Origin of the sequence: Rhodanobacter sp. Col0626, from assembly GCF_049994385.1 — a bacterium.
In the GTDB taxonomy this organism is placed as follows: domain Bacteria; phylum Pseudomonadota; class Gammaproteobacteria; order Xanthomonadales; family Rhodanobacteraceae; genus Rhodanobacter.
This window is the reverse complement of sequence record NZ_CP188260.1, coordinates 4,251,634-4,276,345: the sequence shown is the minus strand read 5'-3', so window position 1 is coordinate 4,276,345 and position 24,712 is coordinate 4,251,634. Positions and strand designations below refer to the sequence as shown.

Sequence of the window (24,712 nt, the reverse complement as noted above, 5' to 3'; positions counted from 1 at the left end):
CGACGCTCCGCCGAATCCCAACTTGGCTTATTGGTAGCCGCCCAGGGCCAGCTGCAGCAGGATTTTCATTTCCTCGCGCAGCGACAGCGGTGCCACCACTTCCGCATCCGGACCGTACTTGAGCACGTCCATCAGCAGTTCCTTGGAATTGGAGTAGGGCACTTTCAGCTCGTAACGGCCATCGGGCAGCCACTCGCCCTTCTGCTGCGAATGCCAGTGTTCGTCGGCGACCCAGCGTGCGGCGTGCGACGAGAAACGGATCGTCGCCCAGGCTTTCGGCTTGCCGGCGAAGATGCCGTAGCTGGAGGCGAGTAGCTCGTTGAGGTCGCTGTCGGCCACGTCGGTGACCGGCGTGTCCAGCGTCTGGGCGTCGGCGATGCGGTCGACGGCAAAACTGCGCAGCGCCTCGCGGTCGTGATCCCACACATCCAGATACCAGTTGTCGCGATAGTGGGTCAGCCGCTGTGGCGATACGGTGCGGCGGCTGTCCGCGTTGGTGGTGCGTGCGCGATAACGGAAGCGCAGTTGTTTGCGCTCCAGCACCGCGCCGGCGACGATGCGGAACGCCTGCTGGTCGAGCTTGCGCTCACCCCACGGGATCACCCGGATACGTTCGATCGGCAACGCCTTGCCGTTGTCCTGGTGCGACAGCAGGCCTTCGATGCGCGACTTGAACGGCGCCAGCGCACCGGCCAGCACGCCGGGACCGGAGCGTCCGATCAGCTCGTTCAGCGCCAGCAACGCGGCCAGTTCGTCGGAGGTCAGCCACAGTCCGGGCAGTTCGAATTTCTCGCCCTCGCCCACTTCGTAGCGAAATGCGGCCTGGTCGGCCCCGGCGCTCTCGATCGGTGCGCCCAGCGCATCGCGCAGGAACGCCACGTCGCGGTACAGCGTGGCGCGTGAGCATTCGAGTTCACCCATCAAACGCGGCAGCGGGATCGGGTAGTGCGCCGACTTCAGCAGACGGTGCAGGGTAAGTATGCGTTCGTAGCGATCCATGGGCGTCGGCATATCGTCGAAGAAGTCGCCGTGTAGCATGGAGGCGGCCTGAGGTGGCTGCAAGGTCGCCGCGGGCCACGTCGTCGGCTCCCACCAGGGCGACTTTCGTTTATGTGCTGCCGTGCGCTTCGATGCGGCCTGCCGGCTATGGCGGTGGCATACCTGATGAAGCCGAAACCACGGCGGCATGGTGAACGCCAGGCGCTTCGGCGCGGCGGCGTTCATTGCAAGTTCAAGCCATCCCGTTAAGGTACGCGCTTACCGTTATTTAACAAATGGACTGCTTCCGATGAAAAAGACCTTGATCGCTGGCCTGTTGCTGGCCGCTTTCGCGAGCTTCGCTGCGCAGGCTCAGGATGCCACCAGCACCAACAACGGTGGCTGGAGCGGCTCGGGCGAGTTCGGTTTTGCCTCGGCCACCGGCAACTCGCGCTCGCAGAACATCAATGGCAAGCTCGGCCTGAACCAGGAAAATGAGCAGTGGAAGAACAGCTTCTTCCTCGACGGCCTGCGCTCGAAGAGCCAGCAGTCCGTGGTCGACGAGAGCGGCGCCACCGTCGAGCAGTTCAACACCACCGCCAACCGCTATGACGGCGGCGCGTCGGTCGGCTACAAGCTGGACCCGCGCAGCTACATCGTCGGTGCCGCCCGTTACGAGCACGACGACTTCGGTGCCAACCTGTGGCAGGGCGTCGTCTCGCTGGGCTACGGCTACATCGCGCTGAAGGACGACCGCAACGAGCTGTCGTTCGAAATCGGTCCTGGTTACAAGCGCTACCGTCCCGCCGACACCACCGTTCTGGTGGGTGACGAACAGGTTCGGGTGCGGCAGCCGACCGAAAGCGAGATGGTTGCCCGTGGCCTGATCAACTACAAGTTCAAGCTCACCGCCAACACCTCGTTCGAGGACACGTTCCTGATGGAAGCGGGCTCCAAGAACACCTACCTGCAGAACGATGCCGGGCTGGCGGTCAGCATGACCAAGAAGCTGGCGCTGAAGGTCGGTTTCCAGGTGCGCCACAACAGCGACGTGCTGCCGGGCATCAAGAAGATGGACACGCTGACCACGACCAACCTGGTCTACAGCTTCTGAGCTGATCGCCCCGGTTGATCGAAACGGCCTCGTCGCTCTGCGACGGGGCCGTTTTGTTTGGAACAGGAGAAATGCCGCGAGTCCAGGTCGTTACAACCCCAGCAAATCACCAGCGCCTTGTTCCAGCAAGGTCGCCGCCACCTGGCGGCCCAGTGCCAGCGCCTGATCGCTGGGTCCGCTCGCCTGTGCGTGCAGCAACCGGCCGCTGGTGGCGTCGCCGACCATGCCGCGCAGATGCAGGCCGTGTTCGCCCAGCATGCACCAGGCGCCGACCGGCACCGTGCAGCTGCCGCCGAGCGCCTGGTTCATGGCGCGTTCGGCGCTGACCGTGAGTCGGGTGTCGGGATCGTCCAGCGCCGCCAGCACGCTGGCCACGGCCGGCGCGTCGGCGCGCGATTCGATCGCGATCGCTGCCTGACCCGGTGCCGGCAGCCAGTCGGGCGCGACCAGCCGCGAGCGGATGCGCGCCGCCAGGCCGAGCCGCTCCAGTCCGGCACAGGCCAGCACAATGGCCTCGTAGTTGCCGGCATCGAGTTTGCCCAGCCGGGTACCGACATTGCCACGCAGGTCGAGCAACTGCAGATCCGGGCGAAGCGCACGCAGTTGCGCCTGCCGCCGCAGCGACGAGGTGCCGACGCGGGCGCCTTCGGGCAATGCGGCAAGGTCGGCGTGATCGTTGCTGACAAAGGCGTCGGCGGCATCCGCGCGTGGCAGGATCGCGCTCAGCACGAAGCCCGGTTCCAGTTGTGCCGGCACATCCTTCAATGAGTGCACGGCGAGATCGGCACGACCTTCCAGCATCGCCACCTCGAGTTCTTTCAGGAACAGCCCCTTGCCGCCGATGGTGGCCAGCGGCTGATCGAGGATCTCGTCGCCGCGGGTACTCATCGGCACCAGCTCCACCATGAGCCCCGGATGCGCCGCGCGCAGCAGCGCGGCCACATGTTCGGCCTGCCACAACGCGAGCGCGCTCTTGCGGGTGGCGATACGCAGGGTGGGATGGTTCATCGGAACTCCGCGGCATTCGGCAAGGCCGCATTGTCGCGTAGTTTGTGCGTATCGGCGCAGCGGCGTATCGGCGCAGCGGGCTGCACGCGCGCGCCGGGGCGGCTACGATGGTCGGCAACTGACGGGAGTTCACCATGCAAAGCGGCAATCCGGCACTCAACAAGAACACCTTCCTCGACGCCGCCAGCGGCGCGGTCGTCGGTCATGGCGAGCAGGTCATGACGATCAACGGCACGGTCAACAAGACGGGCCTGTTACTGATCCTGGTGCTGGTCGGGGCGATGTACAGCTGGAGCCAGTTCAGTGGGCCGGCCAGTGCGCCAGCGCTGTATCCGCTGGTGCTCGGCGGCGCGATCGGCGGCCTGGTGCTGGCCTTGATCACCACGTTCAAGAAGACCTGGGCGCCGTTCACCGCGCCGCTGTACGCCGTGGTGGAAGGCGTTTTCATCGGTGCGTTGTCGGCGATCTTCGAAATGCGTTATCCCGGCATCGTGGTGCAGGCAGTGGGCCTGACCTTCGGCACCATGGCGGCGTTGCTGCTGGCCTATCGCAGCGGGCTGATCCGCGCCACCGAGAAATTCAAGCTCGGCGTGGTGGCGGCCACCGGCGGCGTGCTGTTGCTGTACCTGGCCAATTTCGCGATGGGCTTCTTCGGCCATTCGATCGGCTTCATCAACGGCCACAGCGGTATCGGCATCGCGTTCAGCGCCGTGGTGGTGGTGATCGCCGCGCTCAACCTGATCCTCGATTTCGACATGATCGAAACCGGCGTCAACCAGGGCGCGCCCAAATACATGGAGTGGTACGGCGCATTTGCGCTGGTGGTCACCCTGGTCTGGCTGTACCTGGAGCTGCTGCGACTGCTGTCGAAGCTGCAGTCGCGCAACTGATCGATCATATAGGCCTCAGCGCGCCAGCAATGCCTTCGCCCGCTTCACCACGTTGTCGGTGGTGAAGCCGAATTCGCGCAGCAGCACCTCGGCCGGTGCGGAGGCGCCAAAGTGCTCGATGCCGAGCATCGCGCCGCTGGCGCCGATATAGCGGTCCCAGCCCTGCGAGGTGCCCAGCTCCACCGCCAGGCGCGCGGTCACGCCGGGCGGCAGCACCTCATCGCGGTAGCTCTGCGGCTGGGCATCGAACAGCTCCCAGCTTGGCATCGATACGCAGCGCACGGCCACGCCCTCGGTCTGCAGCTTGTCGGCGGCATCCAGGATCAGGCCGACTTCGGAGCCGCTGGCGATCAGGATCAGTGACGGTTTGCCGTCTTTGCCATTCTTGCCATCGCTCAATACATAGGCGCCCTTGCGCAGGCCGTCGGCGCTGGCGTAGCGGGTGCGGTCGAGCGTGGGCACGTTCTGCCGGGTCAGCGCCAGCAGTACCGGATGGTCTTTCGACTCCACCGCCACCTTCCACGCCGCGGCCGTTTCGTTGGCGTCGCCCGGGCGGATCACGGTGAGATTGGGAATCGCGCGCAGGCTGGCCAGCTGCTCCACCGGCTGGTGGGTGGGGCCGTCCTCGCCCAGTGCGATGCTGTCGTGGGTGAACACGTGCACCACGTGGATGCCCATCAGTGCGGCAAGCCGGATCGCCGGGCGCATGTAGTCGGAGAAGATCAGAAAGGTGGCGTCGAACGGGATGAAACCGCCATGCGCGGCCAGCCCGTTGCTGATCCCGGCCATGGCATGTTCGCGCACGCCGTAGTGGAAATTGCGCCCGGCGCGGGTCCAGCCGCCGCCGTCGGAGCCTTCGGTGTCCTCGTTCGGCGTAGTCGGCGGGTTGAAGTCGCCCAGACCTTTCAGCGCGGTGTACGTGGAGGGATCGAGATCGGCCGAGCCGCCGCACAGCGCCGGCAACTTCTTCGCGAATGCGTTCATCACCTTGCCGCCGGCGGCACGGGTCGAAGTGCCCTTGGCATCGGCGGGGAAGGTCGGGATGTCCGCGTCCCAACCAGCGGGAATCTCCCCGCGCAGGCGACCCCGCAACTCCTTCGCCAGTTCCGGGAACGCCTTGGCATAAGCGTCCAGCCGTCCGTTCCAGTCGTCCTGCGCCTTCGCGCCGCGATCCTGCGCTTCGCGCATGTGCGCCAGTGCGGGCTCCGGCACAAGGAAGTCCGGCTCGACCGGCCAGCCGAGGTTCTGCTTGGTCTTTTTCACGTCCTCGACGCCCAGCGGCGAGCCGTGCGCCTTGTAGCTGTCCTGCTCGGGCGAACCAAAACCGATGTGCGTGCGCACCAGGATCAACGAGGGACGGCTGGTGTCCTCGCGCGCGGCCCGGAGTGCAGCGTGGATCGCATCCACGTCGTTGCCATCGTCGATATGGATGGTCTGCCAGCCGTAGGCATCGAAACGCGCGGCGCGATCCTCCGAGAACGTCATGTCGGTGCCGGCGGACAGCGTCACGTAGTTGTCGTCGTACAGGCAGATCAGCTTGCCGAGTTTCAGGTGACCGGCCAGCGACGCGGCTTCGCTGGCGACGCCTTCCATCAGGTCGCCGTCACTGACGATGGCCCAGGTGTGGTGGTCGATGATCGCGTGGCCGTCGCGGTTGTAGCTGGCGGCCAGCTGCGCCTCGCCGATCGCCATGCCGACCGCATTGGCCAGGCCCTGGCCGAGCGGACCGGTGGTGACCTCGACGCCCGGCGTGTGGCCGTACTCGGGATGGCCGGGCGCCTTGCTGCCCCATTGCCGAAACTGCTTGATGTCGTCCAGCGAAAGATCGTAGCCAGTGGCGAACAGCAGGCTGTAAAGCAGCGCCGAGCCGTGTCCGGCCGACAACACGAAACGGTCCCGGTCGGCCCAATGCGGATCGGCCGGGTGATATTTCATGTGCTTCGTCCACAACGCGTAAGCCATCGGCGCGGCACCCAGCGGCAGGCCGGGATGGCCGCTGTTGGCCTTCTGCACCATGTCCACCGACAGGAAGCGAAGCAGGTTGATGCATTGCTGGTCGAGGTCGTTGGACATGATGGTCTCCGTTGATGTGGATGGTGTTTGCTGTGGGTGCGGTGTCAGGCGAGGGCCGCGTCGACAATTTTCTGTGCTTCGGCGAGCAGGCTCTGCAGGTGCTCCTCGCTCTTGAAGCTTTCGGCGTAAATTTTGTAGATCGCCTCGGTGCCGGATGGCCGCGCGGCAAACCAGCCGCTGGCGGCGACGGCCTTGATCCCGCCGATGGCAGCGCCGTTGCCGGGCGCCTTGTCCAGCACCTGCTCGATCTTTTCGCCGGCGAGCTGGTCACTTTTCACCTGGTCGGGCGACAGCTTGGCCAGCTTCGCCTTCTGTGCCGGCGTGGCGGCGGCCTCGACGCGGTCGGCGAACGGCTGGCCCAGTTCCTCGGTCAGCTTCGCGAACAGCTGCCCCGGATCCTTGCCCTCGCGCGCGGTGATCTCGGCAGACAGCAGCGCCGGCACGAGGCCGTCCTTGTCCGTCGTCCACACCGAACCATCGTGGCGCAGCAACGAGGCACCGGCGCTTTCTTCGCAGCCGAAACCGAGCGCGCCGTCGAACAGGCCCTCGGAAAACCACTTGAAGCCGACCGGCACTTCGTACAACTGGCGGCCCAGGCGTTTCACCACACGATCGATCAGGGCGGTGGTGACCACGGTCTTGCCGACCGCCGCCTTGCCGCTCCACTGCGGGCGTTGCCGGAACAGGTAGTCGATCAGCACGGACAGGTAATGGTTCGGCTCCATCAGTCCGCTGGAGCGGGTGACGATGCCGTGGCGATCGTGATCGGTGTCGCAGGCGAACGCGACGTCGTATTTTTCCTTCAGGCCGATCAGCCGCTGCATCGCGTACGAGGACGACGGATCCATGCGGATCTTGCCGTCCCAGTCCACGCTCATGAACGCGAACTGCGGATCGACCACGTCGCTGACCACGGTGAGGTCCAGCTTGTAGCGATCGGCGATCGGCGCCCAGTAGTGCACGCCGGCGCCGCCCAGCGGATCGACGCCCATGTGCACGCCGGCGCCGCGGATGATGTCGAAGTCGATGATGTTGGCGAGGTCGGCGACGTAGGCGTTGAGGTAATCGTGCTCGTGCGTGGTCGCCGCCTTGCGCGCCTGCGCGAAAGGCATCCGCTTCACATCCTTCAGGCCCGCTTCGATCAACGCATTGGCGCGCTGCTGCACCCCGTTGGTGATGTCGGTATCGGCCGGGCCACCGTTGGTCGGGTTGTACTTGAAGCCGCCATTGTCGGGCGGGTTGTGCGACGGCGTGATCACGATGCCGTCGGCGAGGCCGCTGCTGCGACCTTTGTTGTAGACCAGGATCGCGTGCGAGATCGCCGGCGTCGGGGTGTACTCGCCGCCACTGGAAATCATCACCTCGACGCCATTCGCCGCCAGCACCTCCAGCGCACTTTCGAACGCGGGCTGCGACAGTGCATGGGTGTCGGCGCCGATGAACAGCGGGCCGTCGATGCCTTTCGAGGTGCGGTATTCGCAGATCGCCTGGCTGATGGCCAGGATGTGCCACTCGTTGAAGCTGCCGTCGAACGAACTGCCGCGATGACCGGAGGTACCGAACGCCACGCGCTGCGCGGCAACCGATGGATCGGGCTTCAGGTCGGCGTAGGACGCCAGCAGTTTCGGGATGTCGACCAGGATGGACGATGGTGCCGGCTTGCCGGCGAGCGGGCTGATTTTCTGGCTCATTTTTCTGGAGACCTTTCATGGAGTGCCGCCGACCTTGTGGGAGCAGCTTCAGCCGCGACGGCTGGGTGAAGCGTCGCGGCTGAAGCCGCTCCCACAGGCATCACGAGCCCGTTGGTGGCTTGTCGTCGCGCAGCTGGCGATAGCGGCGGATCAAGCGATTGGTGGAACTGTCGTGGGCGAGCTTCGGTTCGGTTGGCGCGGTGAGTTCGGCGATGGTGGTTTTCGCCAGCTGCTTGCCCAGCTCCACGCCCCACTGGTCGAACGAGTCGATGTCCCAGATCACGCCCTGCACGAACACGCTGTGCTCGTACAACGCGATCAGCGTGCCCAGCGCATGCGGAGTGAGCCGAGCGGCGAGGATGGTGGTGCTAGGCCGGTTGCCCTCGAACGTGCGGTGCGGCACCAGCGCTTCCGGCGTGCCTTCGGCGCGCACTTCATCCGCGGTCTTGCCGAACGCCAATGCCTCGCCCTGCGCGATCAGGTTCGCCATCAGCAGGTCGTGCTGGTCACCGCCTCCTTGTGCAGGCAGCGGGTTCAGCGTCTGGCCGAAGCCGATGAAATCGCATGGCACGATGCGCGTGCCCTGGTGGATCAGCTGGTAGAACGAGTGCTGGCCGTTGGTCCCCGGCTCGCCCCAGTAGATCGGCCCGGTCGCGTAGTCGACTTCGCTGCCGTCCAGCGTGACATGCTTGCCGTTGCTCTCCATCGTCAGCTGTTGCAGATAGGCCGGGAAGCGCTTCAGGTACTGCTCGTACGGCAGCACCGCGACGGTGGCGGCATCGAGGAAGTTGTTGTTCCAGATCCCCAGCAGCCCCATCAGCGCCGGCAGGTTCTTTTCCAGCGGAGCATGTCGGAAATGTTCGTCCATCGCGTGGAAGCCGGCCAGCAGTTCGCGGAAGCCGTTCGCGCCGATCGCCAGCATGGTCGACAGGCCAATGGACGAATCCATCGAATAGCGCCCGCCGACCCAGTCCCAGAAGCCGAACATGTTGGCAGTGTCGATGCCGAACTTCGCCACGCCTTCGGCGTTGGTGGAGACGGCGACGAAGTGCTTCGCCACCGCGCTGTCATCACCCAGCGCCGCCACGCTCCAGGCGCGCGCCGCGTGCGCGTTGGTCAGCGTTTCCAGCGTGGTGAAGGTCTTCGAGCAGATGATGAACAGCGTTTCGGCAGCATCGAGGTCGCGCACGGCCTCGGCGAAATCGGTGCCGTCCACGTTGGAGACGAAGCGGAACGTCATGTCGCGCCGGCTGTAATCGCGCAGCGCCTCGTATGCCATCACCGGACCCAGGTCGGAGCCGCCGATGCCGATGCTGATCACGTTGCGGATGCGCTTGCCGGTGTGCCCCTTCCACGAACCATCGCGAACTCTTTCGGAGAACGTGGCCATGCGGTCGAGCACCTCGTGCACGTCCGGCACCACGTCGTGGCCGTCGACCAGGATCTGCTCATCTCTGGGCGCACGCAGTGCCACGTGCAGCACCGCGCGGTCTTCGGTGCGGTTGATCTTGTCGCCGCGGAACATGGCCTCGATCCGTTGCGCCAGGCCGCAGGCTTCGGCCAGTTCGCGCAGCAGGCGCAACGTGTCGGCGTCGACACGCTGCTTGGAATAATCCAGGTACAGACCGACATCCTCGAGGACAAGCGTTTCGCCGCGTTGCGGATTGGCGGCGAACAGTTCGCGCAGGTGCTTGTGTCCGATCGTGGCGAAGTGCTGTTGCAACGCCTTCCATGGAGCCAGCGTGGTGAGTTTCGGATGGCTCATCGCAGCGCGGGCCCCTTCGATTTGTCGGCCAGCGTGCTGGCCTTGTCGACGATCCGCTGCAGCAGCTGGTTCCAGGATTTGACGAAGGCGTCGGCGCCGTCTTTCTGCAGCTGCAAAGCCAGCGCGTCGATATCCACGCCGGCCTTGGCGATGCGCGCCAGCGTGGCGTCGGCGTCGCCGCCGTCGAATGCCATGACGCCGTGCAGCTTGCCGTGGTCGGCAAACGCATGCAGGGTCTTTTCCGGCATCGTATTGACGGTGTCCGGCGCGGCGAAGGCGCTTATGTACAGGGTGTCGGCCGCCGACGGATCCTTGGTGCCGGTACTGGCCCACAGCAGTCGCTGCGGTTGCGCACCGGCAGCGGCAAGCTTTTGCCAGCGCGGCGAGGCGAGCAGTTCGCGATAGGCGCGATAGGTCTGCTGACCCACGGCAATGCCGAGCTTGTTGTGCAGCTCGTCCGGCAGCTGCTTGTTGCTGGCCACGTCCCACCGGCTGATGAACAGCGAGGCGACCGAGCCGACCTTCGGATCGAGGCCGGCCTGCAGGCGCCGCTCGATGCCGCGCATGTACGCCTCGGCGACGGCCTGGTACTGCGCGCAGGAGAACAACAAGGTCACGTTGATCGGGATGCCGAGGAAGATCGCCTCCTCGATCGCCGGCACACCCTCGGGCGTGCCGGGAATCTTCACGAACAGGTTGTCGCGCTGTGCCTGATGATGGATGTGTCGGGCCGCCGCGATCGAGCCGGCGGTGTCGGCGGCCAGGAGCGGCGACACTTCCATCGAGACCCAGCCGTCGACCTGGCGGGTGGTTTCGAATATCGGCTTGAACAGGTCGGCGGCGCGGCGCAGGTCTTCCAGCGCCAGCTCGGTGAACAGCGCCTCGCCGGACAACCCGGCCAGCGTCTTGGCATGCACGCCGGCGTCGTAGGCATCGCCGTCGCCGATGGCGGCGTCGAAGATGCTGGGGTTCGAGGTCAGCCCGGTGATCGAGTCCTCGGCGATGTAACGCGACAGGGTGCCGTCATCGAGCAGGGTGCGGGTGATGTTGTCCAGCCACAGGCTTTGGCCGAGTTCGTGTAGTTGGCGAGTCGCTTTCATGCTTGCTCCGTGACGTCGGTTCGATTCGATTCGGGGGTTCAGTTCGGCTGATTCAATCAGGTGAATTCAGGCGGCAGGCAGCGGAATGGTCCGCGCCGCCGGCTGGAAGTCTTCAAGCTTACGCTCGCGCAGATCGGCGATGCACGCGATGGTGATGTCCGGTGCCGGCCCGATCGCCCCGCCGGCCGCCGCGTAATGGCCCTGGCGCACGAATACCGTGGTCAGCTTGTGACCGAGGTGCTGCTTCATGTCAGCCAGGATCTGCGGCTTGTCGTCGACCATCACGTAATGCGCAGCCGGGTAGCGCTGTTGCATCGCCACCAGCATCTGCTGCTTGTGGATGTAGATCAGCACCTCGCCATCGAGCGCGTCCCACAGGCCGGCGCGGTGGATCTTGCGTGGCTGGAACACCACGTCGCCGTCGGACAGGATCGCGGTCGTGCCGAGCGTGCGCAGGTGCGCCACGGTATCCAGCGCATGCGGGTAGAGCCGCTCGGCGAACGGATACTCCAGCAGGTAGTTCGACATCTGCAGCAGCGCGGGATCGTTGTCCAGGCCGCTGCGGAAACGCTGCAGCGCGCCGAGGTAATCGGCATAACCCAGCGTGTCGCGCAGCTGCGCGTAGATGGCCCAGTAGCGCTCGCGTTCGACCTGCCCGAACGACTGCTCCAGCCGCTCGCCGAGGTCGGCCGCAAAGCGGTCGTTGTCCAGCAGCGTGTTGTCGACGTCGAGCAGAAAAACCAGCGCGGCTGCGTCGGGCGCGGGACGGCTCAACATGGCTCGCTCGCCTCTGCCTGCGGGTCGTGCCAGCCTTCGGCGCTGCTGACGACCTTCGCCGCTTCCGGCGGGCCCCAGCTGCCGGGCTCGTAAAAGCTCACCGAACTTTCGCTGGTCAGTACGCGGTCGACCACCGCCCACGCCGCCTCGACGCATTCGTCGCTGGTGAACAGCGAGTTGTCGCCGCGGATCGCATCGCCCAGCAGGCGCTCGTACGGTGATTTTTCCGGTTCGGGATGATGCCGCGCGACCAGTTCCACCGGCTCGCCGTTCATCGCCTCGCCCGGCTTCTTCACCCGCATGCCTTCGGCGATGATCACCTCCGGGCTGAGTCGGAAACGGAAATAATTCGACTGCGGCGCACCGATTTCGTCGAACACGGACAACGGCGGCGTCTTCATGTCCACGGTCACTTCGGTGGTGGTCAGCGGCAGGCTCTTGCCGGCGCGGATATAGAACGGCACGCCGGCCCAGCGCCAGGTGTCGATGTGCAGGCACAGCGCCACGAAGGTCTCGACATTGGAGTCGGACGCCACGCCATCGACCTTGCGATAGCCCTTGAACTGGCCGCGCACCACCTCCTTCGGATCCAGCGGACGCATCGCGCGGAACAATCGCAACTTCTCCGCGTTCAGCGCAGCCGGGTCGTTGCCGATCGGTGCGTCCATCGCCAGCAACGAGGTCACCTGCAGCAGGTGGTTCTGCAACACGTCGCGGATCGCACCGACGCCCTCGTAGAAGCTGCCGCGACCGTCCACGCCGAACTGTTCGGCCATGGTGATCTGCACGCTGTCGACATAGCGGTTGTTCCACACCGGTTCCAGCACGGTGTTCGCAAAACGGAAATACAGCAGGTTCTGCACCGGCTCCTTGCCCAGGTAATGATCGATGCGGAAGATCGCCGATTCCGGAAACACCTCGTGCAGGGTGCGGTTGAGCTGCCGTGCCGAAGCCAGGTCGCGGCCGAACGGCTTCTCCACCACGATGCGTGCGTCGTCGGCGCAGCCTGCCTGTTTCAACCCCTTCGCCACCACGCCGAACAGGCTTGGCGGAATCGCCAGGTAATGCAGCGGCCGCTTCGCCGGGCCAAGCGCCTGCTTCAATTTCTCGAAGGTGGCCGGGTCGTTGTAATCGCCATCGACATATTGCAGGCGCGCCGCCAGCTGAGCGAACGCGGCCTCGTCGACGCTGCCGCCGTCGCCCTTCGCCGCTTCCGCCAGGCTGTCATGCGCGCGTTGGCGTAGTTGCTCGGCGTTCCAGCCGGAATGCGCCACGCCGATGATCGGCAGGTCCAGCCCGTCGCGCAGCATCATCGCCTGCAACGCGGGGAAAATCTTCTTGAAAGCGAGGTCGCCAGTGGCGCCAAAAAAAACCAGGGCATCCGAGCGGGTTGTCGGCATAACGATTGCTCTCTCCATGGGGTCGGGTGCGGGCGGCGTGGGCACAGCTCCATTCCGTCGGACACCAAATTCGATCTTCAGCCTGCACGTCGGCAGGTTAAGTCGATGCATAAGTCTGCCCGCGCCGCGCTTGACGCGATAGCCGCAGGAACCTGCGACCGCGCCCTCCGCGCCCGGTCGGCAGAGGTTTTCAGTGGGATATTCTCAGGCCTGCGTGGCGCGCCACATCCAGGCAGCCGTCGATGATCGATCGGTACGGTTGGGGCGCGCCCGGTCTTGGCGATCACGAGTGGCGTCACCGCCGCGCTCTGTATTTCGAGCTCACGAGCAACTCTTGTACGTGCCAACGCCCGGATCAAGCCGGGCAGCGAAGCGGCATCGGTGTGGGAGTGTCATCAGGCCCAGGATTCACGCACCAGGCTTTTCCTGACCAACGCAATCAGCCTCGACTTCAACAAGCCAGCCCGGATCGATAAAGCGAGAGACTTCCACGAAGGTGCACGCGGGCTTGATCCCGGCGAACCATTCTCCATGCGCTCTCGCCGCGTCACGCCAGGATCCAATGTCCGTGAGCATGATGCGGGTCCTGATGACGTCGCCTACAGCCATACCCGCATCGCCAATAGCAGCGGAAATGATTTCGAGGCATCGCTTGGTCTGACCGTATACATCCCCGGGTGCTGCCACCGAACCATCAGGGGCAATGGGGGCCGTGCCGGCGACGGCTAGCAGATTGCCCACTCGAACCGCTCGAGAAAAGCCGATCTCTGGCTCTAGCGGAGATCCTGAAGAGATGTTGGTTCTCACAAAAATTTCCTCTGCGGCCTGACGTTGAAGTCAAGCGGTGCGCGGCTTTTATGGACGGTGGTTCAAGCCGCAGGCTCATGGCCGACTTCGATGAGTATGCCTCCAGGCGCTTTGCAGTAGAAGCGCCTGGCGCCGCGCGTGAGTTCAATGTCGGAAACCTCCAGGGCGTCTGCTTTCATGGCGGCGTGAGACACCGCTACCTGAGCCTCGTCCGACGTTAGAAAGCCAAGATGGAACATGGGCGGGTAAGCATGGTCCGCGTCAATTCCGGCCGAGAGGCGCATAAGAACCAGGACAACACCGCCGTTGCCCTTGAGGACGGCAAGACCGTTATTGCCACGGGTCTCGACTAACGCGAAATCGAAGTGCCTGACGAAGACCGCAGCCGCGGCAGCGACATCGGTGACTGAAAGGTGCATGTGGTTGAGTTGCATGACGAGCTCTCCGGTTGGGGCTCGTCTGTGCAAAAGAGAACGCACGGACGAACCCGAAGACACACTGTGTCGGGATCGTCGTGGGTTCTCATGCGAGGCATGGAGCAGAGCTTCCTTGGAACAGGAAGGGGGCGGGCTTACCGTATCCGCCCCTGCCTTTTTCGACGCGGCAATGGTAGCAGAACGATGCCGGGACCTGACGTCCGCATGGAGCGGCGGCATGGCCGCCTGAGCTGACCAGAATGCTGGGCACCCGCCCGTGCGTACACCGGGAATCCGCGATCGGTATCGCGTTACTGATGTCCTGTACCGGGCCAGACGATGGCTTGTGCCAAGACGACGGTCTTGCCGTCAAAGGTGGCCGCTGGCGATCCATGGAGCGCGTAACCCAGCGCGAGGGCTTCACTGACACGGTGGCAAAACGCCGCGTCATCCGGACCGGTCAACACACGATAGGCAGGCAGGTCGTTGGGTGGTTGCGTCATGGGCTGACCTCGATGGCGAATGTCGTAGCTGACGCTTGGGTTTGAGCTGAGCGGCGAAGCAGCTTCGGTTTGAACGAACGGCTAGGCGGCATCATGGCGCCGCCATCTTCGATCCACGATGTAACCAATGGCTCCGCCCACCGCAATGGGCAGTAGCGCGTAGATCGGAATAATAACCAGCGCGAGAGCGGCTTGTGCGTCCGCTCCCAGGTCCATCGTGCCATGTGCCCAAGCAAGAAAGCCGAAGCCAAGCAGGCATGGCGCAACCAGTGAGGCCGGCCGCCGGTACATGAAGCTGATCGCAAGCATGGCGCCCCATGCAATGGCATTGAATGCCGAAAGAAATAGCCAGCCACCCATGCCCGTGTCGGTGTACTGCTGAAGCCATCCAATGCCACGGGGCAAGCGTGCCGCATAAGGCAGCAGGACTCCAACCAGCACCAGGATGAAACGAGCATTGCGCATGGTCATAGGGTCGTCGCACGCTGGAGTTGAGTGGCGACGAAGCCGTCCGCCCTGAAGGATATGCCAGGCGAGCTTACCGCCTGCCGTTGTCCATGGTGGTGGTTCACACCCGTGCAGCCGTGGCGAAGTTGCAGTGACAAAAATCTGGTTGAGGCGTCCAGCTCCGTATCGGGTACGAATGGCTTGCACGCAAAGGCTGGCGCACATGCCAGAAAGCATGCCAGACCCGTCCAGAGAACAGAGTGATGGTGCATGGGTGCCAATGCCTGAATGGAGACGAGCCGCGTAGCGACCTCGGCTTGAATGAACCGTCAGGGCGTACCCGACGATTCATGCTGCAAGATGTTGACGAGCTTGCCCAGCGGATCCCGGACGTAGAACCGGCGAACGCCCCAAGGCTCACTGACGGGGCCGTACTCGATAGGGGCGCCAAAGTGTTCCACCTTGCGGAGTGCCTCCGCAAGATCATCCACCTCAATCGAGAGATCGGGAACGGGCGTGTCAGAGCCGCCCTGGCTGGCGAAACTGACTTGCACGGTCATCGTCGACGCGGAGCCGTAAGTGCGAATCCAGCCATGATCCATGACCAGATCAAGGCCGAGAACGCCGCGATAAAAGGCATCTGCCGCCCCGACGTCAGCAGTCGCGATGTTGGCAACGATTCTTTGGACTTTCACTACGTGCACTCCACGGGCTTGCTGTGCGTTCCGACGGTGGAATTGAACAGAGGCGCATCCGACCGGACTGTCAGGTGCTGGTTACATGCCGTCCACGTCGGCAACCAGCTCCCCGTCCACGAAAACACGATAGCCTTGCGATCTGATGCCGGCACCCAGTAGTGGACGTGTCTTCTCCACCCGTACCCGATGCCCGGCAACAGTACGTTGCCAAGAGCGAGTCAGGCGGAAGGACCAGTGCGTGCTAGGTTGCAGGGGATGTTGGAGCCAAAGGCTTTCCGATGGCGTGACCAGCTTCATGCCGCCCCAAAACCAGCCGCGGCGCAGTTTTGCGGGAATGTTGCCAATCGAGAAATCAATTTCCATGTGATCTCCTTTGAGCGTCTTGCGATCGACGGAGGGGTCGGGCTCCACGAATGAGCAGGTTCACGCGTTCGGTGCGTTCCATTTCTGCGCGACCCGCCACTCGCTGGCAAGCACGGCGGCATACATCTCGCCGGCTTTCGCCTTCCCTCCGGTAGCTTCAAAGATGGCCTGGGTGCGCGCGGCCTGAGCGGCCAGTCCAGGCTTGCGCCGAACTTCACCGAGGAACTTCCATGCGCCCCCTGTCGTTTCGCGCAGGACGACGAAGCTAGGCGGACTGGGTTTTCGACTTTCAGACATGGTGTGGCCCTGGCCTGGACTTGCGTTCAACAAAAGGATCGAGACGCTGCATGCGCTGAATCGGGCGTCCTGGCGGTTGCTGTGGTGGCTGCGGCATGGCGCTGGAGTTGAGCGGCGGTGAAGCCGCCCGCCTTGAACGAACTGTCAGACCACAAGCCTCGAGACCTTGTAACTCTCACCATCTGAAGCCAGCACACGAACGGGATGATGCATTGCGCTCGCCACAAGCTCTGCGGCTGACAGGTTGCCCCTGGCAAGATCAATCGTCACCTGAGGAAGTCCCGAAGTTGCAATGGCCGATCTCTTGTGCGGCTCTTCGAGAATTTTCTTGTTGGTGATGTCTACCTGACCGGCCATGAGCAAGCGCATGTCCTGAATCAGGTAGGCAGCAAGTTCATCCTCGGATATGTCACTTCCCGGTATGTCCAGCCGGAAGTCCTGCGCGGACAGGCTGCCTCCGTTAGTGAAGTGGACGACGAAATCAAATTTTGCGCGGTGCTCGATCATGCCTGCCTTGCGGTCCAATGCTGGAGTTGAGCGGCGGCGTAGCTGTCTGTGTCGAACAAGCTGTCAGGCCGCCGCGTCACTTGCGACGACGGATGAAAGCGGATTGCACAAAGTCGAGTCCAGCAACGATTTGGTCAACGCGCGAGCTTGAAAGCTTGCCAATGAGGTCGCCCAGCCGAGACTTGTACAGCGATGACACTTGAGAGACGACTACAACACTCTGCCGGCCCAAACCACCCTCACCAGGGTCAAGCAGGATATTTCCAGGCTCTGAAGCGCGGTTGATATGGGTGGTCAAGGCACAGACAACGACCGTGCCGATTCTGGAATGATTGAACACATCGTCTTGGACCACAACATGCGGATGAGGCGAGCCCGGCACGGATCCTCTTGTTGGATCTGCGGATACCCAGAAGATTTCTCCTCGATGGATCAAAGGAGAACCCATGGAATTTCTGCCCTCTGTCTCTCTGTCCACTTCGAGGAAACCTTGTAACGCGGCCCAACACTTGAATTAAGAACCCGCGAAGCGGGTTCCGCCTGGAATGAATGGTTGTGCGCGATCCTACTTCTGCTTCATTACCCGTACGCTCGCCTTCACCAGATTCTTGACCAAGGTCTTCGGTATCGCTTTGTCCGCAGGAAAGCTGATGATGGCTTTCGTAGTGGCGAAACCTCCAAGATCCTTCTTATGGTCTTCCAGCACAGGAGGACGAACATGCAAGCGAACATAAGGTGGCTTGAAACTGAACCAGGCAAACATTCCGTTGTAGTCATAACCCACGTAGAAATATCCAGGCATTTGAAAATAACTGACTGTTTCAGTGGCGCCAGGAGCGGCGCTCTGTATAGCTAGACGCATGTCATTCAATCGGCCTTGTACTTCTTTCGGGCAATTTTCTATGTATTCGTCGACACCGCCGGGTACGATCACGTCGGATTTGCCACCCGCCTTTCGTGCCATGTTTCGCCTCCCATCCCGAACGGTTGTTGTTCCTTCTAAAATCGCATGATGCTGGAGTCAAGCAGCGGCGTGGGCGTCCACCTCGAACGGATTGTCGGGCGACATTGTCACGATATCTGCCGCCTCTCTACATGTCGCTTCAAAATTTCCAGTGTCCCACCCCAATAGAACTCCAGATGCTTGAAGATGGACGCTGTCGGGAAGCCGCTCGCCCTCAGCTTGAGAGACGTAGCATCGTCTACCAGGGCCATGCGAAATTCCAGAGTCGTGTAGCTCGATGGCTGGTCAGGAAGCCGCGATAACGAACTCAAATGTGTGTATGCGAGGCACGTCGTGGGCTCGAACGCCAAGACCGTTCCAGTGTTCTTGAAGGGAGCGTAATGAACGCCCTTCACAACCATGGGTGATCCAATAACCCAGTCTGCATCGATCTTGAGCGCCATATCCGGATCACCCATCCATGCCTTCATTTGCTCAATGTCTGTCAAAGAATCCCAAACGCACTCGACCGGCGCGTTGATGGTGGTGCTGTGTTCGAACGACGTTGGTATGGAATGATGGTTCATGAACGCCTAACGCTTGAGTTAAGTGGCGGCGCAGCCGTCCGCTTGGACGAGATGCTAAGGGCTACTCGCCAAATTGGTTAACGTCTCGCGATCAGCGCTGGAAAGTGAGGCGAAGGCAGATGGACAAAGTTTCGTTGCTGCCTTGAAGGCGACAGCACAGTAGTCTTGGGGTGAAGTGCGGCCCAAGGACACAGCCGAGTCAACCAGCGACGACGTTGGTCCAAGATGAAGGGCTTTCGCGAGATCAAAGACAGAGGTCATCTGATCAGAATTGTTTTGCAAGGCACACGCTTTTGTACCGAAATTCTGGATTTCACGTAATTCTTGGGATGCGTGAGGACACCGTAAGTCGATATAAACAAAATCATTTAGTGCGCTTGCATGCGCGCCCGCTACTTGAGGGTTGAGGCCTCGGCTATACATAAAGACACTGATGATGCCTACCAAGCCGATGATTGCTGCCGCGAATTTGAAGCCAGGGCTTTCCAACGCGGTGGTGATTCCGATTACTACGCCAAGGCCCACGTACACGGCAGCCATTGCCAAGGCCAAAGCAGTTATTGGTTGCTCGTGAACGAGTGACACAATCGCCAACGCGAGTCCAACAATACAGAGTGCGCCTGCACATATGAGTCGAAGCATAGTCCTGTTACCCCTAACGCTGGAATTGAGCGGCGGCGGAGCCGTCCGCCTCGAATGATTGGTTAGGTCCTGTCACGGCAGCAGTTGGATGCCGAACTGACGGACCACGAGAGCAAACAAGCCAAAGCAGACTACGGTGATGCCAGCACTCGCAAGCATCGTGAGCCAGAACCCGAGGCGCGGAAGCAACAAAGGAAAGGCTAGAAACATGGGCAATGTCGGGACAACGTACCAAAACGTGTACCAGGCATGGTTGGAGATTTTAGCCATTGGCTGCTTGTCGAGGTAAAGCCAGATAAGCGCAAGGAAGGTGACCAAAGGAAGCGCCGCAATGAACCCACCGAGCCTGTCACTGCGCTTTGCCGTCTCCGATACAATGATGACAACGGCTGCAGTGAGCATGTATTTCATGACTAACCAACCCACAGTAATCTCCCAAAAAGGGCCTAACGCTTGAGTTAAGCGGCGGCGAAGCCGTCCGCCTCGAACGAGTGGTTAGGGCGCAACTGTACACTTGAACGCGAGTGTGTACGGCTGCAACTGCACAGACTCCCAGTCGTCCGAAGTGTGCACGCCCATACGTAGCTCGCTGCACAACGTACGCTCTTGCTGTTGAGGCCTACCGGCTCCGCCGTCTTTGGCGACGTAGTAACGCACTGCGATTGGGCACGCAGGCAGTTCGAATGAGTGCTCAATTGTGAGACCGACGAAAAGTTGTATCTCTGGTCTCTGAGAAAATAGCATGTTGTCAGGGAGCGGAAGATGTAGATGTTCACCGTATATCCCGAAGGTGTGCCCAGGGCCGACAAGAAACTCGCCGCGATGCAACAGCTCGTCGCCCTCGTAGAAGACGAATGCAACATGCATCTGCGTAGGTTCGGCAGAATGGGATGGCATGACCTGAGCCCTAACGCTTGAGTTGAGCGGCGGCGAAGCCGTCCGCCTCGAACGAGTGGTTAGCGCCCACCCTACGCATAGCTGATTTGAAAGTCGATGCTAGATACAAAAGCAGACGCTAGAAGAGCTTCCTTGTAGTGAAGGGCTTCGAACACTCCCGAGCTAAACGCCTCGAAGAAGGTTGAAATTTGCTCCTGAGGTAACGAATAGCACTCGAGTTGCAAGGTCAGATGGGCGCCGATTGAGTCCGGGAACTGCTCAGCGATCTGACCATCGATTGCCGCATCGAGGCATGTGTAGAGCCGGCTTTGAACACGATGCAAATTCGCTTGAACGTCCTCCCACGGCCCCTCTTCCACGAGCACCATTCGCCATGGATCTCTAGTGATGAAGTCGATGGTTACTTCGGACATAAGCGCTAACGCTGGAATTGAGCGGCGGCGTAGCCGTCCGCCTCGAATGAGATGTTAGGCGCATTGTTTGAGCGCGAACTCACTTGAACTCATGCCCAGGTTCACCCAAAAAATAGAACTTTGCATTGTGCTTCCGCTCGATGTGCTCGAGGTCTACCCTGACGCTCCCTAGAGCCAAAGATAGTGCCTGGACCGAATCAATGCCGACGGCATACAAGAGGCGATGGATAGAGTCGCCTTGAATTTCGTAGTCGCATTGCCAGTCACCCTGCTCGATCGGGCGGGGTTCGAAGAACCTCACAACAACATCTTCTTCTGCCCCCGACGGGAGTTTCAACAGCAATTTGCGCTCTGCGGATGTCGGATTCATGACGTGGATTGGATTCTGCGGCCTAACGCTGGAATTGAGCGGCGGCGTAGCCGTCCGCCTCGAATGATTGGTTAGGCCGCTTGCCAGAGCTATTCATGTCGCCTGCTGCAAGGATTCGATGTATTGGCCCAGCGTGAGCCCACTTTGCTCCACTTGGGCAGTTAGATATACAACCTTTCCACCCATTTCAGCAGCCATCCTCAAAGGCCCTGCTTTTTATCCAAATGAGCGAGCAGCCAGAGGTACGTCAGCTTGGTTGGCACTCAATCCGCTCTTGCGTGGTGTTTTGCCGATCAATTGCGATTGAATCTGTGGAGATGCATAGAATTCTCGATCTGTGGCGGATTGAAACGTCCCCTGACAAAAGCCACCGTACACTTGGACTTTTGATGGTGAGCCATCATGTTCGAAGGTTTTAAAGCCAAATACAGACGTCGTCTTTATGCAGGAACTCTCGATATTATCGCGAATGTACGCCTTGAGCTGCTGCCTTTTTTCGTCGTCAGGGATAGCCTCAATTTCGACCTCGACTTCTCGGGTGAGGTATAGCGCATACCTATCGGGTGGAAGCTCAGCGACGAGATCCGTTGCCTTCTCTTGAAGGTAATTCCACGCGCAGCTGTCGATATAAACGCCAATGGTCATGTCGAGAGCCCTTTCCCTGCGGCCTAACGCCTGAATTAAGCGGACCCGCGAAGCGGGTTCCGCTTGAATGAATTGTTAGGCACCAACTCGTGCCCGCTCACAATTCTTGGCCGAACATGAGCCTATGGCCGTCAATTGTACGAATACCGAACTCTCGCATGCCCCACGGCTTGTTATCGAGATGTTGCGTGAACTCTACTCCCGACTTTTCGTACTCACCATGCAGGGCGTCAATGTCATTGACTGTGATGTATCCGTAGTAAGAATGATCTCCGAGATCTATCGGAGGAATGGCACCAGTGCATTCACCCAGCATGACGTGAAAATTTCCGCGAGATAAGAATGACCAGCCTGGAGCTTCAAAGTCCATCACGAAACCGAGTGCCGATGTGTAGTAATGCGTTGATCGTTTTAGATCAAGGACCGCAAGTACGAATCTGACTTTCGTGATTTCGGACATGTGCGACTCTCAGCTTGCGGACAACTTTCTATTGGTGCCTAACGCTTGAGTTAAGCGGCGGCGAAGCCGTCCGCCTTGAACGAGATGTTAGGTGCAACCGCTACGGTAGTGATTGGATTTCGACCGCAGAATTTGCTCGATTTACATTGACAGAGAAGCCGCAATCTATAGCGGGTTGCTTGCAAACATATAAAAAGAACCAGTCCTTATCTCCGGGACTGAGATCGACCCCGTCGTTGAGGAGCGAATACTTTTTCATATCGTAGCCCTTTGCGATTGCTGCCCGTCGAGCCACGACTAGCGCCTCGAGATGTGTGACGCGTTGAGTGATTCGCTCTTGAGAAACAGCGTGCGTAGAGCATAGCAACGTAGCAAATAACGCCGCGCAGAGCCTGATTTTCACGATTGCACCTAACGCTTGAGTTAAGCGGCGGCGAAGCCGTCCGCCTTGAACTTGATGCTACGCCTACTCGCCAAGGTCTCGACCGAGCAACCCGCCAAGTGATTTGGAAAAAATGAGCGTAAGCACCCCAATGACGATGTAAGCCATGTTGCCTACGACCGTGTGTGCAGGATAGTGCTGAACGGTGACGCCGACAGCAGCCTCGATTGCATACATGCTCCAACCGAGCACGATGAAGGCCGTCCAAATGGCAGCCACAAGGCGAAGGATAAGTGTTGCCAATTTTTGATGAGAGTTCACGGCAGACGTTCCTTGTGGTCTAACGCTGGAGTTAAGCGGCGGCGCAGCCGTCCGCCTTGAACGAATGGTTAGGTGCGCTGCTGGATTGCGAGGTCACACACCCTGCGAAGAATGTCTGCTGTCGCACCAAGAATAACCTGATCGCGAGGGCCTTCAGGGGTTTTGAACCCATGCGCTCGTCGATTGCGGACACGCTTAAGCGTTTCAGCCAGTTGGGCGAGGGCCGCTTTCGGATCAGCGATACGGATGGCTTTTACTGCGGCAAGCTCATTGGCAGTCTTTTGCACGTCCAGTCGCTCGTGGACAAAGCTACGTATGGCTTCCAATGGCGGATCCAAGTTGAGCAGCGTGTCGGTGCCCTGTGATGTAACAATGTTTGCGGCTGCCTCGGCGGACAATAAATCCAGTAAGGCCAGCAGGCGTTGGTGCTCGCCTTGCCCATTTTGCAGATTTGCAATTCGAATTATCGCGACCCATACGACGTCGACCGCTTCGTAATCCGAGAGTGTGTGGCTGCGCTCCAGGTCTTGAATAGATGCTTTTACTTGCTTGGCTTCGTCGAGCACGCTACCGCCTAACGTTGGAATTGAGTGGCGGCGTAGCCGTCCGCCTCGAATGAATTGTTAGAGGGCGCCCCCCTTATTGGTCAAAAAAAAATTCATCGCTAAGCGGCGACCAAGATGTTGTACGAGCAGCTCTCGCTGGGCGAGCTTCGCGCGCTCCACGTGCGGGACGGGCGCTCCGTGCTCCGCGCGCCGGGCGTGCTTGTCTTGCTGGTTTAGCAGGACCACCGGTTGCGCCCTGCGTGTAGAACACGGCATGGCCGTCTCTATCTCGTACCCAACCGTCTTGGAACCAACCTAAGTATTTACCAGAATAATTGTAGATACAGTCGTCGGTCATCCAAGCAACGGGTTGACCGCTGAAAAGAAAGATTGAAGGGTAGTTTTTGTTGTCGCCAATCCATGCGATAGGCCGACCTTGCTTGTTGTAGAACGCAACGTAATCCATGTGCTGACTAAGCCCCCTAACGCTGGAATTGAGCGGCGGCGAAGCCGTCCGCCTCGAATGAATTGTTAGACGGCACGCAGTGGAAACTGGCATAAACGCATGATGTTTCTCGCATGCTCCGCTTTTGACGCAGTATAGAAGATGCAGCGATTAACCAAGGCCACTTTGAACTTGTGCAGTGAGATGACGTCACTTGGCTTGAGCATAATTGTTTCAAGTTTGCCGGCGCCTTTGGGTACGGCACGGAGTAAATAATAGGCGACATTTCCTGAAGCATCCACTTTGTATTCGTTGCATTCAAGTAGGTGGGTGTCTGTCACGTCTAGCATGGGTTGATCTGCCGTCTAACGCTAGAGTTAAGCGGCGGCGAAGCCGTCCGCCTTGAACGAATTGTTAGACCTTTGCGCGCAATAGTTTGAATGCATTTTTGGCGAGTGACTCGTAATGGTTGTCATCGCCTTTAGTCACTTGGACGTGGTGAACGCTAAAGCCATTTTTGTGAAGAATGCTCTCGACAAGAGCAAGCTTCGAGGCATTTTCCGAAGCTGGGCGAGCAGCAAAAGCGAGGAGGTCGAGGTGCGCATACGCCTGAATCCGTTCCTTCGCGTCTCGCCCCGACTCCTCGAAGCTCTGCGAAAGCACACAGCCGTCCTTGCCGTCTAAGGTGAATAGGCGTGCCTTGGAGGAGATGCCGAGCAACGGCTTGAGGAATCTGTTGATGGTCCGGCTCTTTCCGACAAAGTGGCTTCCAACGAAAATGACAGCGATCTTCATTGCTTCTCCAAAGGTCTAACGCTGGAGTTAAGCGGCGCCGGAGGCGTCCGCCTTGAACGAGTTGTTAGCCACCATTCGTGCCAAAGTCGGTGGATGTTCTGACCTCATTGGCGCCTACCAGAATCGACGTGCCTCCTACGACCCCGCGGCTTGGGGTGCATACGTGATACAGCGACCGCACCGGCTCAAAAAGTATGGCGATGACAACTTCGCCGGCCCCATGTTCAGGTTTGCCCACTTCAGCGGAATACGCCTTACCGTTATGCACATAGCTAAGCGCGAATACCCTGCGGTCGGAAAACACTGCGCCCATCTCATCGCGAAGATGATCCTTGATGGCCTTGTAGACACCCGCTGCCTGCTCGTCCGATTTTGCAACTGGTATAAAGAATTCCATATCCACCCCTTGGCGGCTAACGCTGGAATTGAGCGG

The 24,712-nt window shown here is 60.7% G+C and carries 33 protein-coding genes; 2 read left to right on the top strand and 31 right to left on the bottom strand.

The window, feature by feature from the left end:
• Positions 1-27 precede the first annotated feature (27 nt).
• Positions 28-999, bottom strand: coding sequence for a helix-turn-helix transcriptional regulator (locus ACPPVV_RS18915; RefSeq protein ID WP_426701398.1), 972 nt, complete (start codon positions 997-999; stop codon positions 28-30).
• 289 nt (positions 1,000-1,288) lie between these two features.
• Between ACPPVV_RS18915 and ACPPVV_RS18910 the strand changes: the two genes are divergently transcribed.
• On the top strand, positions 1,289-2,092 hold the full coding sequence (locus ACPPVV_RS18910; protein ID WP_426701397.1) for a DUF481 domain-containing protein: 804 nt from the start codon (positions 1,289-1,291) through the stop codon (positions 2,090-2,092).
• Between the two features lie 90 nt (positions 2,093-2,182).
• On the opposite strand, the gene hemC is transcribed toward ACPPVV_RS18910, so the two are convergent.
• The gene (gene hemC / locus ACPPVV_RS18905; protein WP_426701396.1) at positions 2,183-3,100 is read right to left on the bottom strand and encodes a hydroxymethylbilane synthase; all 918 of its coding nucleotides are present in this window, start codon (positions 3,098-3,100) and stop codon (positions 2,183-2,185) included.
• Positions 3,101-3,234: 134 nt separating this feature from the next.
• Between hemC and ACPPVV_RS18900 the strand changes: the two genes are divergently transcribed.
• Positions 3,235-3,990 (top strand): Bax inhibitor-1/YccA family protein, encoded by a 756-nt coding sequence (locus tag ACPPVV_RS18900; protein WP_426701395.1) that lies wholly within the window; start codon positions 3,235-3,237, stop codon positions 3,988-3,990.
• Positions 3,991-4,005: 15 nt separating this feature from the next.
• On the opposite strand, the gene tkt is transcribed toward ACPPVV_RS18900, so the two are convergent.
• The 29 genes from tkt to ACPPVV_RS18755 form a co-directional block, all read right to left on the bottom strand.
• Positions 4,006-6,063, bottom strand: coding sequence for a transketolase (gene tkt, locus ACPPVV_RS18895; RefSeq protein ID WP_426701394.1), 2,058 nt, complete (start codon positions 6,061-6,063; stop codon positions 4,006-4,008).
• A gap of 44 nt (positions 6,064-6,107) precedes the next feature.
• Positions 6,108-7,754, bottom strand: a complete 1,647-nt coding sequence (pgm, locus tag ACPPVV_RS18890; RefSeq protein WP_426701393.1) for a phosphoglucomutase (alpha-D-glucose-1,6-bisphosphate-dependent) — start codon at positions 7,752-7,754, stop codon at positions 6,108-6,110.
• 100 nt (positions 7,755-7,854) lie between these two features.
• The gene (gene pgi, locus ACPPVV_RS18885) at positions 7,855-9,519 is read right to left on the bottom strand and encodes a glucose-6-phosphate isomerase (RefSeq protein WP_426701392.1); all 1,665 of its coding nucleotides are present in this window, start codon (positions 9,517-9,519) and stop codon (positions 7,855-7,857) included.
• Complete coding sequence (tal, locus tag ACPPVV_RS18880) at positions 9,516-10,619, bottom strand: transaldolase (protein WP_426701391.1); 1,104 nt, start codon at positions 10,617-10,619, stop codon at positions 9,516-9,518. Before tal ends, pgi begins: the two co-directional genes overlap by 4 nt.
• Before the next feature lie 66 nt (positions 10,620-10,685).
• Positions 10,686-11,396, bottom strand: coding sequence for an HAD family hydrolase (locus ACPPVV_RS18875; protein ID WP_426701390.1), 711 nt, complete (start codon positions 11,394-11,396; stop codon positions 10,686-10,688).
• Positions 11,390-12,796: a glucose-6-phosphate dehydrogenase gene (zwf, locus tag ACPPVV_RS18870; protein WP_426701389.1), complete on the bottom strand. Its 1,407-nt coding sequence runs from the start codon at positions 12,794-12,796 to the stop codon at positions 11,390-11,392. Before zwf ends, ACPPVV_RS18875 begins: the two co-directional genes overlap by 7 nt.
• A 408-nt stretch (positions 12,797-13,204) precedes the next feature.
• Positions 13,205-13,603, bottom strand: coding sequence for a RidA family protein (locus ACPPVV_RS18865; protein ID WP_426701388.1), 399 nt, complete (start codon positions 13,601-13,603; stop codon positions 13,205-13,207).
• Between the two features lie 62 nt (positions 13,604-13,665).
• Positions 13,666-14,037 (bottom strand): VOC family protein, encoded by a 372-nt coding sequence (locus tag ACPPVV_RS18860; RefSeq protein ID WP_426701387.1) that lies wholly within the window; start codon positions 14,035-14,037, stop codon positions 13,666-13,668.
• A 293-nt stretch (positions 14,038-14,330) separates the two neighbouring features.
• Positions 14,331-14,522, bottom strand: a complete 192-nt coding sequence (locus ACPPVV_RS18855; RefSeq protein WP_426701386.1) for a DUF1737 domain-containing protein — start codon at positions 14,520-14,522, stop codon at positions 14,331-14,333.
• An 81-nt stretch (positions 14,523-14,603) separates the two neighbouring features.
• Complete coding sequence (locus tag ACPPVV_RS18850) at positions 14,604-14,993, bottom strand: hypothetical protein (protein ID WP_426701385.1); 390 nt, start codon at positions 14,991-14,993, stop codon at positions 14,604-14,606.
• 305 nt (positions 14,994-15,298) lie between these two features.
• Positions 15,299-15,664 (bottom strand): VOC family protein, encoded by a 366-nt coding sequence (locus ACPPVV_RS18845; protein ID WP_426701384.1) that lies wholly within the window; start codon positions 15,662-15,664, stop codon positions 15,299-15,301.
• Positions 15,665-15,745: 81 nt separating this feature from the next.
• Positions 15,746-16,030 carry a hypothetical protein gene (locus ACPPVV_RS18840; RefSeq protein WP_426701383.1) on the bottom strand — a complete coding sequence of 95 codons (285 nt, stop codon included), beginning with the start codon at positions 16,028-16,030 and terminating at the stop codon, positions 15,746-15,748.
• Positions 16,031-16,090: 60 nt separating this feature from the next.
• Positions 16,091-16,327, bottom strand: a complete 237-nt coding sequence (locus ACPPVV_RS18835) for a hypothetical protein (RefSeq protein WP_426701382.1) — start codon at positions 16,325-16,327, stop codon at positions 16,091-16,093.
• Between the two features lie 144 nt (positions 16,328-16,471).
• Positions 16,472-16,834, bottom strand: a complete 363-nt coding sequence (locus tag ACPPVV_RS18830) for a hypothetical protein (RefSeq protein WP_426701381.1) — start codon at positions 16,832-16,834, stop codon at positions 16,472-16,474.
• A gap of 76 nt (positions 16,835-16,910) precedes the next feature.
• A complete protein-coding gene (locus ACPPVV_RS18825) occupies positions 16,911-17,282 on the bottom strand; it encodes a type II toxin-antitoxin system PemK/MazF family toxin (protein WP_426701380.1) in 372 nt (123 codons plus the stop codon).
• A 117-nt stretch (positions 17,283-17,399) separates the two neighbouring features.
• Positions 17,400-17,798, bottom strand: coding sequence for an iron chaperone (locus ACPPVV_RS18820; RefSeq protein ID WP_426701379.1), 399 nt, complete (start codon positions 17,796-17,798; stop codon positions 17,400-17,402).
• A 107-nt stretch (positions 17,799-17,905) separates the two neighbouring features.
• Positions 17,906-18,364, bottom strand: a complete 459-nt coding sequence (locus tag ACPPVV_RS18815; RefSeq protein ID WP_426701378.1) for an SRPBCC family protein — start codon at positions 18,362-18,364, stop codon at positions 17,906-17,908.
• A 54-nt stretch (positions 18,365-18,418) separates the two neighbouring features.
• Positions 18,419-18,904 carry a hypothetical protein gene (locus ACPPVV_RS18810; protein WP_426701377.1) on the bottom strand — a complete coding sequence of 162 codons (486 nt, stop codon included), beginning with the start codon at positions 18,902-18,904 and terminating at the stop codon, positions 18,419-18,421.
• 174 nt (positions 18,905-19,078) lie between these two features.
• The gene (locus ACPPVV_RS18805) at positions 19,079-19,417 is read right to left on the bottom strand and encodes a DUF3147 family protein (protein WP_426701376.1); all 339 of its coding nucleotides are present in this window, start codon (positions 19,415-19,417) and stop codon (positions 19,079-19,081) included.
• A gap of 557 nt (positions 19,418-19,974) precedes the next feature.
• Positions 19,975-20,316: a hypothetical protein gene (locus ACPPVV_RS18800; RefSeq protein WP_426701375.1), complete on the bottom strand. Its 342-nt coding sequence runs from the start codon at positions 20,314-20,316 to the stop codon at positions 19,975-19,977.
• Positions 20,317-20,395: 79 nt separating this feature from the next.
• Complete coding sequence (locus ACPPVV_RS18795; RefSeq protein WP_426701374.1) at positions 20,396-20,686, bottom strand: DUF6968 family protein; 291 nt, start codon at positions 20,684-20,686, stop codon at positions 20,396-20,398.
• Positions 20,687-20,902: 216 nt separating this feature from the next.
• Positions 20,903-21,331 (bottom strand): hypothetical protein, encoded by a 429-nt coding sequence (locus ACPPVV_RS18790; RefSeq protein WP_426701373.1) that lies wholly within the window; start codon positions 21,329-21,331, stop codon positions 20,903-20,905.
• A gap of 97 nt (positions 21,332-21,428) precedes the next feature.
• A complete protein-coding gene (locus ACPPVV_RS18785) occupies positions 21,429-21,791 on the bottom strand; it encodes a VOC family protein (RefSeq protein WP_426701372.1) in 363 nt (120 codons plus the stop codon).
• A 466-nt stretch (positions 21,792-22,257) separates the two neighbouring features.
• Positions 22,258-22,494 (bottom strand): hypothetical protein, encoded by a 237-nt coding sequence (locus ACPPVV_RS18780; RefSeq protein WP_426701371.1) that lies wholly within the window; start codon positions 22,492-22,494, stop codon positions 22,258-22,260.
• Between the two features lie 68 nt (positions 22,495-22,562).
• Positions 22,563-23,060, bottom strand: a complete 498-nt coding sequence (locus tag ACPPVV_RS18775) for a hypothetical protein (RefSeq protein ID WP_426701370.1) — start codon at positions 23,058-23,060, stop codon at positions 22,563-22,565.
• Between the two features lie 73 nt (positions 23,061-23,133).
• Positions 23,134-23,505: a 4-fold beta flower protein gene (locus ACPPVV_RS18770; RefSeq protein ID WP_426701369.1), complete on the bottom strand. Its 372-nt coding sequence runs from the start codon at positions 23,503-23,505 to the stop codon at positions 23,134-23,136.
• 65 nt (positions 23,506-23,570) lie between these two features.
• A complete protein-coding gene (locus ACPPVV_RS18765) occupies positions 23,571-23,834 on the bottom strand; it encodes a hypothetical protein (RefSeq protein ID WP_426701368.1) in 264 nt (87 codons plus the stop codon).
• A gap of 64 nt (positions 23,835-23,898) precedes the next feature.
• On the bottom strand, positions 23,899-24,279 hold the full coding sequence (locus ACPPVV_RS18760; protein WP_426701367.1) for a hypothetical protein: 381 nt from the start codon (positions 24,277-24,279) through the stop codon (positions 23,899-23,901).
• 64 nt (positions 24,280-24,343) lie between these two features.
• Entirely contained in the window at positions 24,344-24,676 is a 333-nt protein-coding gene (locus ACPPVV_RS18755) for a hypothetical protein (RefSeq protein WP_426701366.1), read from the bottom strand.
• Positions 24,677-24,712: the final 36 nt, after the last annotated feature.